This is a genomic window from Pseudomonas sp. Soil_N_39, assembly GCF_057655955.1.
This window is the reverse complement of the sequence record NZ_JBDGLI010000017.1, coordinates 55,220-72,140: the sequence shown is the minus strand read 5'-3', so window position 1 is coordinate 72,140 and position 16,921 is coordinate 55,220. Positions and strand designations below refer to the sequence as shown.

Genomic DNA, 16,921 nt, shown 5'->3' with positions numbered 1-16,921 from the left:
ATAACAACAAGAGATCTGACATATGCTCGCTTTACTTGGCTTGGCCATGGTGGTGGTCTTCACCTTCCTGATAATGACCAAACGGTTATCACCGATCGTCGCGCTGACGGTGGTACCGATCGTCTTTGCCGTGATCGGCGGCTTTGGCGGGACCACCGGCAAGATGATGCTGGACGGCCTGAAAATGGTCGCGCCGTCGGCGGCACTGCTGTTGTTCGCGATCCTGTTTTTCGGCCTGATGATCGACGCCGGTCTGTTCGACCCGCTGATCCGCAAGATCCTCAAACGAGTCAACGGCGACCCGATGAAGATCGCCGTGGGCACGGCGCTGCTGTCACTGTTGGTGGCACTGGACGGTGACGGCACGACGACTTACATGATCACCTGTGCCGCGATGTTGCCGCTGTATAAGCGCATCGGCATGAATCCGATGATCCTGGCAACCATTTCCATGCTCTCGTTGAGCATCATGAGCGGCATGACCCCTTGGGGCGGTCCGGCGACCCGTGCGATCGCAGCGCTGGGCCTGGATGCCGGCGAGTATTTCGTGCCGTTGCTGCCGACCATGATCGGCGGTGCGATGTGGGTGGTGTTCACGGCGTTCCTGTTGGGCCGTGCCGAGCGCAAGCGCATCGGCAACGTTCAACTGCAAAGCGGTGGCGGTGACTGCTACATCAACGCGATCATGGAAGACACGCCACACAAGCGTCCGAAGCTGGCCTACGTCAACCTGCTGCTGGTGGTTGCGGTGATGGTCGCGCTGGTGATGGGGCTCATGCACTCGGCGATCCTGTTCCTGATCGGTTTCGTCCTGGCGCTGATGATCAACTACCCGCAACTGGATATTCAGAAGGAGCGCATTCTTGCCCATTCGGGTAACGCCATGACCGTGGTCCTGCTGGTGTTTGCCGCGGGCATCTTCGCCGGGATTTTTTCCGGGACGAAAATGGTCGATGCTCTGGCGCAAACCCTGGTGGACTGGATCCCGCCTTCCTGGGGTCATCTGTTCCCGCTGGTGGTGGCGATTACCAGCATGCCGTTGACTTTCGTCTTGTCCAACGATGCCTACTACTTCGGTGTCGTGCCGATCCTGGCCAACGCCGCGGCAGCCTACGGGATCGATCCGGTGGAAATTGCCCGGGCCTCCATTCTCGGCCAGCCGGTGCACCTGATGAGCCCGCTGGTGGCATCGACCCTATTGCTGGTGGGCATGGTCGACCGCGACCTGGGCGACTTCCAGAAAGCCACCGTCAAATGGGCGGTGCTCACGTCCCTGGTGATTACCGCACTGGCCCTGCTGACCGGGGCGCTGACGCTGTTTTCCTGATTCACCCGACAACCTTGGTTTTCCTGCCTGACACGCCCCCGCAAGTGGGGGTGTGCCGGCCTGCACGCCCAATAACAACAACGAGTAGCTAGACATGACCACTTTGCTTACCCGCGGGGCTTTGTTTCCAATCCTTGGCTTGTTGCCCCTGGCCACGGCCAGCGCCGAAGGTTTCATCGACGACAGCAAGCTGAAGCTGCAATTGCGCAACGTCTACTTCAACGAAAATTTCCGTGACGAGCACGGGATGAGCGCACGGGCGGCGAGGACCGCCAAGAGTGAGCGCACCGAATGGGCCCAGGGTTTCCTGCTGGATTACCAGTCAGGCTTTACGCCGGGCACGATCGGCTTTGGGGTCGATGCCTTGGGCCTGCTCGGGGTCAAGCTCGACTCCGGGCGTGGCCGCAGCGGCACTGGTCTGCTGCCGGTGCATGACGACGGTCGCGCCGCCGACGAGTTTGCCAGCGCGGGCATGACTGCCAAGGCCAGGCTGGCCAAGACCACGCTCAAATACGGGACCTTGCTGCCCAAGACCCCGGTGCTGATCTACAACGATGCGCGGCTGTTGCCCCAGACTTACCAGGGCACCCAGATCATGAGCAGTGACATCGACAACCTCACCCTCACCGGCGGGCATCTGGAGCGTTTCAAGCTGCGGGATTCGAGCGACAGCATGCCTATCGTGCCCGACGGCTATGGTGGCGATAAGTCCGGTGACTTCAGCTATGCCGGTGCCGACTACAAGCTGGGCAAGAACATCCGCCTGAGTTACTTCTACGGCGAGCTGGAGAATTTCTATCGACAGAACTTTGTTGGCATCCAGCATGATCTGCCCCTGGGCGCCGGGGTGTTGACCAGCGACCTGCGCTACTTCAACAGCGTCGATTCGGGGTCGGCCTACGGCGGCAAGGTCGACAACGACATGCTCAGCGGGTCGCTGTCCTACGCCGTTGTCGGCCACACGTTGAGCGCCGGCTACCAAACGCTCAGCGGCGATGCGGGCTTGCCTTACATCAGCGGCGCCACGGTGTATTCCTTCAGCAACGTCGGGATCGGCAAGTTCATCGAGGAAGACGAGAAGACCTGGATGCTCGGTTACGGCTACGACTTCGCTCGCCTCGGTGTGCCCGGCCTGACGTTTTCCACCCGTTACCTGAGCGGCAACGACGGCAAGTCCAACACCACGGTCAAAGAGTGGGAACGTGACGCAGAGATCGCCTATGTGGTGCAGCAGGGTACGTTCAAGGGGTTGGGCGTGAAGGTGCGAAACTACGTCTATCGCTCGGACTTTGCCCGGGGCCGTGACAGCAACCGGATCTATTTCACCTACGACATCGCGCTTTGGTAGGGCGCTGTGTGCGACGGCCGACGCCTTGGCGTAGCGCGCCCTCAGCGGCTGCGCGTACATCGCAGTGGCTAGGATCGAATCGTTGCGAGATCGGGCTCAGCTCTCCTTGCTGAGGGGTGAACATGGAACTCCCACCCAACCCAAAAGCCAGTGTGGGAGCGAGCTCGCGATGACGGTGTCAGATCCAGCATCATCGTTGGCTGATGGTCCGCTATCGCGAGCAAGCTCGCTCCCACAGGTGGGAACTATCAACGGTTTTCTCAGTGACCTCGGGTTCGTCGCGGTGGCTCGGTTCGATTCTTTGCGACATCATGGCGTCAATCAACTTTGGGCAAAGCCCTCGTCGAGGCCGCTGTGGATCGAAACCGAGACCGACGCAACAACCTGTCCCTGGATGGCCTGAATTTTTTCCTCGCGGATGTGCGCGATGGGCTGGGTCCTTACCTGGCGATCTACCTACTGGCGGTGCATCGCTGGGACCCGGCCAGCATTGGCGTGGTCATGACGGTGGCGGCGATGGCCGGACTCGTCGCCCAGGCGCCCGCCGGCGCGTTGATCGATCGGGTGCGCAGCAAGCGTGCCGCGGTGGCTGTCGCGGCCTTGATGGTGACGCTGGGTTGTCTGGTGCTTCCGTTCACGTCGTCCTTCGGCCTGGTGGCATTGACCCAGGCCATCGGCGCCGTGGCGGCATCGGTCTTCGCGCCGGCTATCGCCGCGATTTCCCTGGGCATTACCGGCGCCAAGGCCTTTACGCGGCGCACCGGGCGCAACGAAACGTTCAACCATGCAGGCAATGCCTGCGCAGCGCTGCTGGCGGGTGGGTTCGCCTGGCTGTTCGGTCCCATTGCGGTGTTCTACTTGATGGCGGCCATGGCATTGGCCAGCATCGTGGCGGTCAGTTGCGTGTCCGCCGAAGCCATCGACCATGACGTGGCACGGGGCCTGGAGGCCGGTCAGTCGGTCCACGGCCCGGTACCCTCGACGCTGCGGGTCTTGCTAGATAACCGCACGCTGCTGTTGTTCGCCATTTGCTGTGGGCTGTTTCACCTGGCGAACGCGGCGATGCTCCCCCTGGTCAGCCAGAAGCTGGCCCAGGCCAACGTACACCTGGCCACGCCGCTGACGTCGGCCTGTATCGTTGCGGCGCAACTGGTCATGGTACCCATGGCGTGGCTGGTGGGGGTCAAGGCCGATGCCTGGGGCCGCAAGCCGTTGCTGCTGGCCGGCTTCCTGATCCTGCCCATCCGCGGTGTGTTGTACGTACTCTCCGACGATCCCTATTGGTTGGTGGCGGTGCAACTGCTGGACGGGATTGGTGCCGGGTTGTTTGGCGCGCTGTTTCCGCTGGTGGTCAAGGACCTGACCCAGGGCACCGGGCGTTTCAACGTCAGCCTCGGGGTATTGTCGACGGTGTTCGGGTTCGGTGCTGCGTTGAGCAACAGCCTGGCCGGCTTCGTCGTGCAAGGAGCTGGCTACAGCGCGGCGTTCCTGACCCTGGCGGCGATTGCCGCGTTGGCATTTGGTCTGTTGCTGGCGATGCCCGAGACGTTCCGGCCAAGCCGCGTTCCCCAGGTCGACACCCTTGCGGTAGCTGACGGTGGCGTTGCCTGAGGCCGCCCATCAAGTTCCCCCCATACTCAACCCCCTGTGGGAGCGAGCTTGCTCGCGATAGCAGTGGTCCAGCAGGCATCGATGTTGGATGTGCCGCCATCATCGCGAGCAAGCTCGCTCCCACATTGAGTTGCATATCATGCCTGGCATCTGAATCTAGTCATCTCGTCGAGATACCTGCAGCAACAAGCCTGGCTCCGCCCTCGTGGCCGAGAGCGTCCAGCCATGGGCCTGGGCGATTTCCTGGCAGATCGTCAGACCCAGGCCGGCGCCATGGTCGCGACGATGAGGTCCGCGCCAGAAGCGTACGAACAGCTGGGGCAGTTGCTCCCGATCAACCCCAGGGCCCCAGTCGCGTACGCTCAGGTGATCCCTGCCGATGTCCACCCGAACCTCCGTGCCCCGAGGGGCGTGTTGGAGGGCGTTTTCCAGCAGGTTTTTCAGCAAGGTGAAGAGGGCGCTGCGATCTGCCTGCCAAGGGGCAATGCCCGTGCAATCCTCGGCCAGCACCAGGCGCACATCGACGGCTTCGGCCATGCGCTGTAGATAGTCGGTGGCTTCCTTCGCCACATCGGCCAGTTCGACCGCGGCAAACCGATAATTCTGGGCCTCACTGGTTTCGGTCAACAACAGCAGTTGCTGAGCTTGACGGGTCATGTGGGCCACGTCGTTGAGCAGCGCATTGCGATTGGGACTGTCTGCCATCAATTCGATTTGCGCACGTATCAGCGCCAGCGGTGTCTTCAGCTCGTGTGCCGCGGTCGCCAGGAATTCCTGCTGGATCCGGTAGCCATTTTCCAGGCGTTGGAGGACTCGATTGAAACTGTCCACCAGTGGCACGACCTCGGACGGTACGCTGCTGACTTGCAAGCGTGAATGCAGCGAGCGAGGCGAGATGGCCGCGGCTGACTCGGACACTTCGCGCAAGGGTTTGAGTGTATAGCCCAAAATGACATAGGCGCAGGCGCCAAAGACGAAGAGCAGTACCAGACTGAACAGGACGATGCCGGCGCCCATGAAGGGCAGGGCGAAGGCACCGTGGAAAAGGTCCATCAACCGTTCGCTGACGGCGAGCTGCAGGAACCAGGTCTGGCCGTCGTGTTCGACCGGTGCGGTGGCGCCATACATCAAAATGCCCTGGCGCTCGAACTTGAACGGTTCCTGCTCCAAAGGGCGCACCGAGGCGCTCGCCGGCCAAAAGGTCGCATCGGTGGACGCCAGGGCCACGTTTGCCGAGGCGTCCAGCACGCGGTAGCCGATCTCCTGGCGCATGCTGTCATAGGTCCAGATTCGATCCGCCTCGCTGGGGTCGAATCCGACCGGGCGCCCGCCAGCATCGAACTGGAGTTTTTCCGCCAGCTCCTGGGTGCGTTCGGCCATGTTCATGACCGACAGGATGTCGCTCTGTGAGGTGACCAGGACCAACGCCGCCGAGACGATCAGCAGGATGCTCAGCGCCACGCCGGCAATATAGGCCAGCAGCACCTTGAACCTGAGGCTACTCAACCACGTCGACCTGGCGGAGCGCATAACCGAGACCTCGCAGGTTGACGATGCGTTGGCGGGAGCCGATGGCCAGCAGCTTGCGGCGGATACGGTGCAGGGCCACGTCCAGGGCGTTCGGCGTGACCGCTTCGCTCAAGCCCCAGCCCGCCGCCTCGATGCTGGGGCGACGGACGATTTCCCCAGACTTGCGCAACAGCAGCAACATGATCTGCATTTCCGCCGGCGCCAAGGTAATGCTTTCATTGGCACAACACATAGTGCCGGTCTCGGGTTGCAGGCTCAGGTCACCGTGGCTGGGGGCCAGTGGGCGACAGTCCACCGGGCGCCGCAGCAAAGCCCGCACCCGGGCAACCATTTCATCCATGGCAAACGGCTTGGGCAGATAGTCATCGGCACCGGCATCGAGCCCCTGTACCCGATCATGCAGGGCATCCCGTGCCGTGAGCACCAGGCACGGCAGGCCAAGCCCGGCGCTGCGCAGGCGCTTCAACAAAACGAGCCCGTCGCCGTCCGGCAAGCCGCGATCGAGGATCAACGCCTGGTAGGGCATCCGCTGGATGGCCGCCCATGCGCCATCCATGCGGTTGATCACATCGACGGCGATCCCGGCGTTCGTCAATCCCGTGCTGACCAGTTGCGCCAAGCGTTCGTGGTCCTCGACCAGCAGAATGCGGCTCATCAGAAGCGGTACAGGTAGCCGAACAGCGCGCTGTTTTCGGTAGAACGGTCTACCAGCGGACTGTCCTTGATCTCACTGGCGAAGCGGGTCGCCTTGATATCGAGGAACACAGAGTGGTGCTGATCGAACATGTAGTTTCCCCGGATGCCAAATTCGCTATTGAGGGCAGACTTGCCGTCATAGGCCGCGCGACCGATGCGGGCTTCACTGTCGCGCACACCAAAATAATAATCGACGTATTTCTTGTCCTGCCACATCGCCGTCACATGGGGCGTGAGGGTGATGTGCTCGCCGAGCCGCCAGGTCCGCTCCAGGCCCAGGTTGAAGCGCTGCCCCTTGCTGTTGCCCGAGACATCCGCCAGCCACTCGGCGTGCACGTCCACCAGATTGGTGTGCCACTGCACTTTGGCCCCGGCCCAGAAGCTGCTTTTACGGTCGCTCATGCCATCGAAAACCCGCGAGTCATCGGCATCATAGCCACTGAAGTCGTACTGGCCCACGAGGCTGAAATCGATTTGCTGGGTGTCGCTGATCTCCAACTGCGACAGCTTGACCTCGGCGTTTGGGCCGAACACCCGCAGGTATTCGTTCTCGAAGTAGATCAGCGGTATCGCCTTGTTGTCACGATCGATGCCGGTATAGGGCTGCTGGCTGCTGATCGCGCCGACCCCCAGTCCCCAGGACGACGACGGTTCGACGGTTTCAGGCTCTGTAGCCTGGGCGGTCATCGCCGAACTGACCACGGCGAGCAGGATCACATTCGGGATGGTTGAAACGGCTAAGCGCAGCAAATGCATGGGGGGCTCCAACGGGACAGGATGAAATGCGCGCCTATCGTTGAGCGTTTTCCCTTACCGGATACTTACGGTTAATTGTCGAAAGCTTGACCTCGATCAAGGCAAATACATATTCCCGCTTCATGACCGTTATAAGTGCCAAGCGGTGCAATATCAGGGGTGATGGCTATTTAGTATTGCGCTAAGATCGACCCAAGTCAGCGTGTATAACAGCCTTCTTACAACAAGTTCACGCGTCACTAATTCAATATGAAATGAGGCTTGAACGGAAATGCTCAGGAATGCACCGCTGCGTCTGAAACTTTTATTGATCCTGCTACTTCCCTTATTGGGATTCCTCACCTTGGCCGGCGTCTTTGTCGTGGACAACTACAAGACACTGCGCGATATGGACGCCACGGTCACCGCCAGCGCCACGGCGCAGAAATTGAGTCAACTGATCACGGTATTGCAGCGCGAGCGCGGCGCCAGCGGGGTGTTCCTGGGCAGCGGTGGCAAGTCGATGGGCGAACGGATGGCCCAGGCGCGCCAGGGCTCCAATGCCTCGGCCGAGGTGGTGCGCCGGTTGTCTGCGTCGGGGAGCGCGCAATTGGACACTGTCCTCCAGGCCTTGGAGCAACTGCCCGCCATTCGTGGGCAAGTGGATAAGTTGGGTATCAGTAGCACCGAATCCGGTGTTCGTTATACCGAGATCATTCAAGCGCTGATGGGCTATACCCACTCTTTGGAAGCGACGATCAATAACGCCACCATTGTTCATGCGCTCGGTGCGCTCAATCAGTTTATCGAGATGAAAGAACGGGCCGGACGCGAACGGGTCGTGCTGGGCCTGGTATTCAGTCAGGATCGTTTCGACGAGACCTTGTTATCGCGCTTTAGCCGAAATCTCGGCGAGTTCTCTGCTTATTCCGACGCATTCCGTCGCCAGGCCCAGCCAGCCCTGCTTCAACAATTTACCGAGCAGATGCTCAAACCCGCTGCGGTCGAAGTCGGCAAGTTGCAGCGCCTGGCTTTCGAGGTTCCTTTGGGCCAGTCGCTGGGCATCAAGCCAGAGGCCTGGTTCGAACTCTCCACTCAGCGCATCGACATGATGAGCCAGGTGGAAGAAGCTCTCGGTCAAAGCGTCAGCCGCCTGGCGATACAGGGGCGTGATGAAGCAAACCGTGCGTTGTGGCTGACCCTCGGCTCGGTCATCGTGGCGCTGCTGGCGGTGACGGTACTGTCGTATGTGATCATCCGCCTGATCGATCTGGCGGTACGCGATGTGAACCGGGTTCTGAACGGCCTTGCCCAGCGTGACCTCACCGCCAGGGCCACCTATGAAGGCCGGGATGAGTTCGGCCAGATCTCACGCAACCTCAATCGCATGGCGCAAGAGATCAGCGAAGTCGTGCAGGAAATCGGCAATGCCACGGCGCAAGTGGCCACCGCCGCGCAAGAGTCTTCCACGGTGACGGTCCAGACCAGCGAGAGTGTCGAGCAACAGCGCCAAGGCACCGAGTTGGTGGCCACCGCGATCAATCAGATGAGCGCCACGGTGCGCGAGGTGGCGCAAAGTACCAACGATGCGGCGCACATGTCGCAACAGGTCAATCTCAATACGGCCCAAGGGCGCGTGGAAATCGAAAGCACCATCGGGCTGATTCGCCAATTGTCCGGGCAGGCCGAGGAAACCGCTGGGATCATTGGTGATCTCAAGCTGGAAAGCGATGCCATTTCTTCCGTGCTCGATGTGATTCGCGGCATTGCCGAACAGACTAATCTGTTGGCGCTCAATGCGGCGATTGAAGCGGCGCGGGCTGGGGATCATGGGCGCGGCTTTGCGGTGGTCGCCTCCGAAGTGCGTACCTTGGCGCAAAAGACCCAGGAATCCACGGGCAACATTCAACAGATGATCAGCAACCTGCAAGCCGGGTCGGATCGTGCGGCGCTGTCCATGCAGCAGACCTTGGACAAGGCTCAGGACGGGGCGAGCAAAGTCGAGCGCGCGGGCGAGTTGTTGGTGGAGATCGCCGAGGGCGTGGCGACGATCAGCGACCGTAACATCCAGATCGCCTCCGCTGCCGAAGAGCAAAGCGCGGTGTCCGAGGATATCAATCGCAACGTGAACGAGATCAATGACCTGGTGATCCAGGTGAGCGCCGGAGCCGAACAGACAGCCATCACCAGCCAGGAACTGGCGCGCCTGGCCGAGTACCAGCAACAGTTGGTCAATCGCTTCAAGGTGGCCTAGGTCCTGCGGCCCCGGGCCTTTGGCGCAAGGCCCGGGTGTGCGCTCAAACGATATCGTCAATCAGGATGTGGCGCTCGCCGCGGCTGCACTGCTCGATCCGTGCCTGCACCTTGTAGACCTGGCGCAGCATCGGCTCGGTAATCACCTCGGCGCTCGGGCCGCTGCCCTGGGCGGTGCCGTCGGCGATAACCAGCACCTGGTCGGCAAAGCGCAGCGCCTGGTTCAGGTCATGGATGGCGATGAACACAATGACCTGGCGTTTGCGCGCCAGGGCCCGCATGAAGTTCAGCACCTGGACTTGCCGATGCATGTCCAGGGCGCTGGTCGGTTCATCCATCAGCAGGATTTCCGGTTCGCGCACCAGGGTCTGGGCGATCGACACCAGTTGCTGCTGTCCGCCGCTGAGCTCGCCGAGGTTACGGAACGACAACTCAGTGATGCCCAGTGCGGCGAGAATGTCGTCCACCAGCTTCAGCTCATCATCATGGACGACCCAGCCCGGCGTGAGCTGCTTGCGCGCCAGCAGCACCGACTCGTACACCGTCAACCGGGCGCTGGCGTTCAAGCCTTGGGGCATGTAGCTGATGCCCTGGGGTCCCTTTTTCGAGTCCGCCAAGACCACCTGCCCAGGGCCGTCGATCAACCCGGCCATGCGCTTGAACAAGGTGGATTTGCCCGCCGCGTTGGGGCCGACCACCGCCACCACTTGGCCGCCGACAAACGCTGCGGTGGTGACGCCGTGAATGACCGTGCGCTGGCCGTAGCGGGCCCCGAGATTCTCCAGCCGGATCGTTACCATGAGTTTTTCTTCCCGCCGAGAATCAAGGATATGAAGAAGGGCACGCCGATCAGCGACGTGACCACGCCGATGGGGAAGATGGCCCCGGGGATCAGGGTTTTGCTGATCACCGAACTGGCGGACAGAATCAGTGCGCCGGTCAGCAGGGACGCCGGGAGGAAGAACCGCTGGTCTTCACCAATCAGCATCCGCGCAATGTGCGGGCCGACCAGGCCGATGAAGCCGATCGTGCCGACAAACGCCACCGGGAACGAGGCAAGCAGGCTGACCATGATCAGCGTCTGAAAGCGCAGGCTGCGCACATTGATGCCGAAACTCGCGGCTTTGTCGTCCCCCAGGCGCAGCGCGGTCAAGGCCCAGGCGCGCCGGGCGAAAATCGGCAGGGTGACCAGGATCACCAGGCAGATCACCCCGAGCTTGGGCCAGGTGGCTTTGGTCAGGCTGCCCATCGTCCAGAACACCACGGCAGCCACGGCTTGTTCGGTGGCAAAGAATTGCACCAGCGCCAGCAACGCGTTGAAGGTGAACACCAGGGCGATGCCGAGCAGCACGATGGTCTCGGCGGTGACACCGCGACGCAGGCTCAGGAAGTGGATCAGCAATGCCGACAGCATGGCCATGATGAACGCGTTCACCGGCACCATGTACTGCGCCGCCAGCGGGAACAAGGCCACGCCAAACGCCAGCCCCATGGCCGCGCCGAAACTGGCGGCGGCGGAAATACCCAGGGTGAATGGGCTGGCCAGCGGGTTGTTGAGGATCGTCTGCATCTGCGCGCCGGCCAGCGACAAGGCGGCACCCACCGCCACGGCCATCAGCGCCACGGGCAGGCGGATGTCCCACATCACCACGCGGACCTGGGGTGATGCGCTGTCGGGTGACAACAGCGCACCGAGGACTTCGTCGAGGCTGTAGCGGGCCGGCCCGAGGGCCAGGTCGAGCAGGACGCTGCAGATCAGCAACAGCGCGAGCCCACCGAGGATAAGCCGCTTGCGCAGCACCAGGCGCCGGTAGGTGTCACGTTGCATCACCAGGGTTTCGTTCAGCGAAGTCATGGCTTGTCCTCGGTCTGGCGCAGGCTGACGGCGTAGCCCGGCTCATAAGGCACCGGCAGGAACTGCTCATGCAGTTGGCGGAACGAGGCATCCGGGTCCAGGTCGGCGAACAACGTCGGGTGAAACCATTTGGCCAATTGCTGGATGGCTACGAACTGATAGGGGCTGTTGTAGAACTGGTGCCAAATGGCGTGGAACGCTCGGTCGTCCTGGGCCTTGATGCCGGCGTAGGCTGGCCGCTGGGTGTACCACGCCAGTTTTTGCCTGGCTTGGGTCATGTCCGCCCCCGGTCCGACTCCGACCCAATGGCCACCGGGGGCAAAGGCTTCCCAGTTGGCACTGGTGACCACCACCTGCGCCGGATTTGCGACCACCACTTGTTCGGCATTCAACTGGCCGAACGTGGTGGGGATGATGCCTTTGGCGATGTTATCGCCGCCGGCCATTTCCACGAACAGGCCGAAATTCTCGTTGCCGAAACTCAGGCAGCAATCATCGGTGTAACCGCCGATGCGCTCGATGAAGACTTTTGGCCGGGCAGGGTGGCGCGCTTCAATGACGTCGGTGACGCGGCGAATCTGTTGGTTGCGAAAATCGATGAAGGCTTCGGCACGGGCTTGCTTGCCGAACAACTGGCCGAACAGGCGCATGGTCGGCTCGGTGTTCTGCATCGGGTTGTTGCGAAAGTCGACGTAGACCACCGGGATACCCAAGGCGTCGAGCTTCTCGATGTAGCGCGCATCCTCGGTGGCGTGCTGGGCTTCGATATTGAGGATGATCACATCGGGACGCTGGGAAATCGCCTGCTCGATGTCAAAGGTGCCGTCCTCGAACCCGCCGAAGGTCGGGATCTTGGCGATGTCGGGAAATTTGCGCAGGTAGGCGCCATAGGTGTCCGGGTCGGACTGGATCAGGTCCTTGCGCCAACCGACGATGCGTTCGATGGGGTTTTGCGTATCCAGCGCCGCCACCAGGTACAACTGGCGGCCTTCGCCGAGGATCACCCGCCGGACCGGGAGGTGGACCTTGACCTGGCGCCCGAGCAGGTCGGTCACGCTGCCCAGGGCAGGGGCCGCCTCGACGGCCAGGGCGCTGCGGGGCGTCAGCGAAAGAAACGACACACCGAGCAGCCCGGCGAACAGCAGGGCGAAGAGGGTGTGAGGGCGGCGAAAAGCGGTAACCATGGTTCATGCCTTTACAAAAGCCGGACCGGACAACGGCGCAAGTCGCCGCCCCGGCCCGCAGGTTTCAGAAATCAACGGTGGCGGATAACAACAGGGTGCGCGGTGCGCCTTGGGAAAACGCGCCATAGGACGCGACTCCCGACCAATAGGCGCGGTCGAAGGCGTTCTGCACCGTGGCGCGAAAGGTCGTCGGCCGTTCGGCGATGCGGGTGGCATAACGGGCACCGACATCGAAGCGGGTCCAGGCATCCAGTTCTTGGGTGTTGGCCTGGTCTACGTACTGGCTGGCGGTGTAGATCGCGCCACTGGTCAGCGTCAGCCCGTCGATGCCCGGGGTGTCCCACTCGGCCCAGAGGTTGGCCTGGACCGTGGGGACGCCCACCGGTGTGTTGCCACGGTTGGCGGCCACACGGGTGCGGGTCAGTTCTCCATCGAGCAGCGTTACGCCACCGAGCAGGCGCGTGCCCCGGGCAACTTCGCCGGACAGGTTCAATTCCACGCCACGGTTGCGTTGTTGGGCCTGCACCGAAAACACCCCGGATGACAATTCACCGCTGGGTTTCTTGATCTGGAACAACGCCAGCGTGGCCATGAAACGGTCGTAGTCGACCTTGACCCCGATCTCCTGCTGGCGGGAGATGTAGGGGGAGAAAACCTCTTCGGCGTTGGTGGCGGCGGACGGCGCGATGTCACCCTTGCTCAGGCCTTCGATGTAGTTGTAGTACAGCGCGACATGCTCCCAGGGCTTGGCGACGATACCGAACAGGGGCGTGGTCTTGCTCTTGTCGTAGGACGGGGTGGCCACGGTGGTGTTGTAGTTGTCCGACTGGATGTTTTGCCGGCGCAGCCCGAGGGTGACTTGCAGGCGCTCATCGAGCACCGACAAGGTGTCGGCCAGGGCGACGCCCGACAGTTCGCTCGCCGAGACTTTCGGCGTGTGGGGCTCGGCGAGGTTGGGCCGGGGCCGGTCGACCGGGTGATAGATGTTCGAGAGGATGGCGGGGCCGGAAACAATGCCCCGGGACAACTCGTCGCGATAACGGCTGACTTGCAGCACCGCGCGGTGGCTGACCGGCCCGGTGTCGAAGCCCAGGCGCGCGCCGGCGTCGACGGTGTAGCGCTGGACTTTGAACTTGTAATAACCGGGTACCGATGAGGTGTCGCCGGCGGCATTGAGGATGGTCGGGGTCTGGTCGGACAGGCGCTCGACCTCGGATTTCCCACCGCCGGCGTGGGCAAACAGGGTCAACTGGTCGCTGAGGTCATACTCGCCACTCAGCAACGCCGATTTGTCCCGGGCTCGCGAGCGTCCCCAGTCCTGGCTGACGCTGGTGCGGCCGTTGGCGGCGGAGGGAATTTGCACGCCGGGGTCGATCCTGAAAGGGCGTGAGGCGGCGTCGAACTTTTCATCCTGGCTGATCAGGTCCAGGGTCATGCGCAGGCGATCCCCTTGGTAATCCAGGGACATGGCGCCGGTACCGACGTCTCGGGACTGCTTGTCTATGGCCGTGTCACCCTGCTGCAGGCTACCGTTGAGCCTGATCCCGAACCGGCGCTCCTCACCAAAGCGTCGACTGACGTCGAGGTGACCGCCCAGTTGCGAGTCGCTGGCGTAGCGGCTGGTGAACCGGGTCAGGTCTTCGTCGAGGGCGCGCTTGGGGACCACGTTGATCACACCGCCTACGGCGCTGTTGGGCGACATGCCATACAGCAGGGCGGCGGGGCCCTTGACCAGTTCGATGCGCTCGGCGTAATCGGTGAATACCCGGTAATTGGATGCCACGCCATACACACCGTCGAACGCCAACTCACCGAGATTGCCTTCCCCCAGCGGAAAACCGCGGATGAAGAACGAGTCGACGATACCGCCCGCCTGGCCAGTGGAGCGCACCGAAGCATCGCGCTCCAGCAAGTCGCCCACGGTGACCGCCTGTTGATCCTTGATCATCGTCGAGGTGTAGCTGCTGATGCTGAACGGCGCATCCATCACATCGGCGTTGCCCAGCAGGCCGAGGCGGGCACCGCGGGCGACCTGGCCACTGGCGTCGGTGGGTGGCAGGCCGGTGCTGCGTCTACCGGCGGCATCGACGTTGATCTCAGGCAGGGACACCTGGCGCAGTACCAGCGTGTAACTGCCATCGTCGCGGGCAACCATCTCCACGCCGCTGTCGGCCAGCAGGTGTGTGAGCGCTTGGGCTGTCGGATAAGTGCCGGAGAGTCCCGGGCTGACCAGGCCCTCAGTGATTGACGGCTGGAACGACAAGGCAATGCCGGCGGCTATCGCAAAACTCGACAGGGCGGGGCCGAGCGGCCCGGGGGCGATTTCATAGGCGCGCGGGGCGATGGCTTCCAGTTGCGCGGGCACGGCGGCGAAGGCGAACGACCCGGTGACCGTGCTCAACGCAAGGCTCAACAGCACACTGCGCATGACGGGCTTGGACGGACGATCCGGACGCAGGGGCCGTGCAACGAGCATGGATGGATGACCCTATGGAGGAGATGAAATGGTTATTCCTTTCTTTGCCAGTTGAGATCAAAAAAAGTATCACCTGGGTAGCGAATAATTTTTGTGGGGTCAGGCAGGGGAGAGCGTTACCCAGTAACCGCTCAAATGGCCGGTGACCAGGACCGGGTAGGTTTGCACCAGCATGTTGAGCGTGCGCTGGGTATCGCTGATGGGAAAGGCGCCGGAAACCCGCAGATCGGCGATGGCCGGGTCGCACCGCACGAAGCCCCGGCGATAGCGCGCCAGTTCGGCGACGAAATCCGCCAGGCGCATCTTGTCGGCCATCAGCATGCCTTGGGTCCAGGCGCCGACGTTGCGATCTGTCGGGGTCAACGGGCCGAAGGCCTGGGACGAGAAGTCAGTGCGCTGCCCGGCGTTGACGATGAGCGGCGCGGCCCGGCGAGCCTCGGCCAATTCAATCCGCACGGCGCCTTCGAGTACCGCCAACTGGGTGCGCGATGGCAGTTGGCGCACGGTGAACCGCGTACCCAGGGCTTGCATCCGACCCTCGCCGGTGCTGACCAGGAACGGTCGGGCCTGGGGTGAAGCATCCGGCGCGGTCTGCACCAGGATTTCCCCTTCGCGCACACGGATGAGCCGCTGCTGGGTGTCGAACAGCACGTCGATGGCCGTGCCGGTATTGAGGGTGAGGTGCGAGCCGTCGGCCAGGGTCAACTCGCGACGCTCGCCAATGGCGGTGCGGTAGTCGGCGGACCATTGCTGCGACTGCGCCAGTTTCCAGCTGCCCCAACCGACAGGCACCGCTGCCAGCAGCAACGCCAGTTTGCCGAGGGCCGCACGCCGTTCGGGGCTGCTTGGGCGATCCAACGCCGACATTGCCAATGCTCGTGGCAAGCCGCCGAGCTTGCTTTGCAGCAACTGCGCACGAGACCAGGCCCGGCCGCGCTCGGGGCTGCTGGCTCTCCAGCACTCCCATTCGGCACGCTCGGTGTCGCTGAGGTCGCTTTCACTCAAGCGCATCAGCCACTCGGCGGCTTCTTCGAGAACCTTGGGATCGAGGGGCGGCTCACGGCGACGAGTGAGCATTCATTCCACCAGCATCAAGCACTGCACGAATGCTTGCTTCATGTAGCGCTTGACCGTGATCAGCGAGACGTTCAGCTGTTGGGCGATGTCGTCGTATTTCAGACCGCCGATCTGCGACAACAGGAATGCCCGCTTGACCGGCGCCGGGAGGGTGTCGAGCATGGCATCGATTTCGTGCAAGGTTTCCAGCACCAAGAAGCGCAATTCAGGGGACGGCACTTCCTGGGCCGGCAAATGCGCGAGCGCCTCCAGGTAGGCACGTTCCAGGGCCTTGCGCTGATACCAATTGATGAGAATGCCCTTGGCCACGCAACTCAGGTAGGCCCGGGGCTGGTCAATGGCCGTGACTTGGGAGGCAAGAATGCGCGTGAAGGTGTCTTGGGCCAGGTCCGCCGCATCCATGGCATTGCCCAGCTTTTTCTTCAGCGTGGCGTACAGCCAGCCGTGATGGCCGGCGTACAGGTCTTCGATCACGCGCAGATGATGGTCGTTGTTCGCGGGCAGGGTTTCGCTCATGGCTGCAGCTTTTTGCAATTGAGAAGTATTCCCAATGCTAAAGGACAACTTGCCCGCGACGCAAGCGGCATCGACTGGGAGCGAGCTTGCACGCGATATCGGTGGATCAGGCTGCATTGAGATTGAATGTGCCGCCGTCATCGCGAGCAAGCTCGCTCCCACAAAGATCTGCGGTGAACACCGATTCCATGAACACCCGAGATCAGTGTGGGAGCCGAGCTTGCTCGCGATAGCGGTATGTCAGCTTGCAGGGATGTGGACTGTACCGGCGCCATCGCGAGCAAGTCGCTCTCACAAAGATCTGCGGTGAACA

The 16,921-nt window shown here is 62.2% G+C and carries 13 protein-coding genes; 4 read left to right on the top strand and 9 right to left on the bottom strand.

What is annotated here, in order from left to right:
* The first annotated feature begins 22 nt into the window (after positions 1-22).
* From AC3A5O_RS22425 to AC3A5O_RS22415, 3 genes are all read left to right on the top strand, one after another.
* Entirely contained in the window at positions 23-1,327 is a 1,305-nt protein-coding gene (locus tag AC3A5O_RS22425; protein WP_122568372.1) for a CitMHS family transporter, read from the top strand.
* Between the two features lie 94 nt (positions 1,328-1,421).
* Complete coding sequence (locus AC3A5O_RS22420) at positions 1,422-2,675, top strand: OprD family porin (RefSeq protein WP_305470625.1); 1,254 nt, start codon at positions 1,422-1,424, stop codon at positions 2,673-2,675.
* Positions 2,676-3,029: 354 nt separating this feature from the next.
* Positions 3,030-4,286 (top strand): MFS transporter, encoded by a 1,257-nt coding sequence (locus tag AC3A5O_RS22415; protein WP_487753737.1) that lies wholly within the window; start codon positions 3,030-3,032, stop codon positions 4,284-4,286.
* Positions 4,287-4,442: 156 nt separating this feature from the next.
* On the opposite strand, the gene AC3A5O_RS22410 is transcribed toward AC3A5O_RS22415, so the two are convergent.
* Genes AC3A5O_RS22410 through AC3A5O_RS22400 form a run of 3 tightly spaced genes read right to left on the bottom strand, consistent with a single transcriptional unit; the run spans position 4,443 to position 7,268 of the window.
* Positions 4,443-5,792 (bottom strand): sensor histidine kinase, encoded by a 1,350-nt coding sequence (locus AC3A5O_RS22410; RefSeq protein ID WP_487753736.1) that lies wholly within the window; start codon positions 5,790-5,792, stop codon positions 4,443-4,445.
* Positions 5,785-6,471: a response regulator transcription factor gene (locus AC3A5O_RS22405; RefSeq protein ID WP_122568375.1), complete on the bottom strand. Its 687-nt coding sequence runs from the start codon at positions 6,469-6,471 to the stop codon at positions 5,785-5,787. The genes AC3A5O_RS22410 and AC3A5O_RS22405 overlap by 8 nt, the downstream gene beginning before the upstream one ends.
* Positions 6,471-7,268: a MipA/OmpV family protein gene (locus tag AC3A5O_RS22400; RefSeq protein ID WP_487753735.1), complete on the bottom strand. Its 798-nt coding sequence runs from the start codon at positions 7,266-7,268 to the stop codon at positions 6,471-6,473. The genes AC3A5O_RS22405 and AC3A5O_RS22400 overlap by 1 nt, the downstream gene beginning before the upstream one ends.
* A 271-nt stretch (positions 7,269-7,539) precedes the next feature.
* Between AC3A5O_RS22400 and AC3A5O_RS22395 the strand changes: the two genes are divergently transcribed.
* Complete coding sequence (locus AC3A5O_RS22395; RefSeq protein WP_305481391.1) at positions 7,540-9,501, top strand: methyl-accepting chemotaxis protein; 1,962 nt, start codon at positions 7,540-7,542, stop codon at positions 9,499-9,501.
* A gap of 43 nt (positions 9,502-9,544) precedes the next feature.
* On the opposite strand, the gene AC3A5O_RS22390 is transcribed toward AC3A5O_RS22395, so the two are convergent.
* The 6 genes from AC3A5O_RS22390 to AC3A5O_RS22365 all read right to left on the bottom strand — a co-directional run bounded on the left by AC3A5O_RS22390 (position 9,545) and on the right by AC3A5O_RS22365 (position 16,608).
* A complete protein-coding gene (locus tag AC3A5O_RS22390; protein ID WP_122568378.1) occupies positions 9,545-10,300 on the bottom strand; it encodes an ABC transporter ATP-binding protein in 756 nt (251 codons plus the stop codon).
* On the bottom strand, positions 10,294-11,355 hold the full coding sequence (locus tag AC3A5O_RS22385; protein ID WP_122568379.1) for a FecCD family ABC transporter permease: 1,062 nt from the start codon (positions 11,353-11,355) through the stop codon (positions 10,294-10,296). The genes AC3A5O_RS22390 and AC3A5O_RS22385 overlap by 7 nt, the downstream gene beginning before the upstream one ends.
* Positions 11,352-12,539, bottom strand: coding sequence for an ABC transporter substrate-binding protein (locus AC3A5O_RS22380; protein WP_487753734.1), 1,188 nt, complete (start codon positions 12,537-12,539; stop codon positions 11,352-11,354). Before AC3A5O_RS22380 ends, AC3A5O_RS22385 begins: the two co-directional genes overlap by 4 nt.
* Before the next feature lie 64 nt (positions 12,540-12,603).
* Positions 12,604-15,015 (bottom strand): TonB-dependent siderophore receptor, encoded by a 2,412-nt coding sequence (locus AC3A5O_RS22375; protein ID WP_487753733.1) that lies wholly within the window; start codon positions 15,013-15,015, stop codon positions 12,604-12,606.
* Between the two features lie 99 nt (positions 15,016-15,114).
* Positions 15,115-16,092 carry a FecR domain-containing protein gene (locus tag AC3A5O_RS22370; RefSeq protein ID WP_487753732.1) on the bottom strand — a complete coding sequence of 326 codons (978 nt, stop codon included), beginning with the start codon at positions 16,090-16,092 and terminating at the stop codon, positions 15,115-15,117.
* Positions 16,093-16,608, bottom strand: coding sequence for a sigma-70 family RNA polymerase sigma factor (locus AC3A5O_RS22365; protein ID WP_122568383.1), 516 nt, complete (start codon positions 16,606-16,608; stop codon positions 16,093-16,095).
* Positions 16,609-16,921 lie beyond the last annotated feature (313 nt).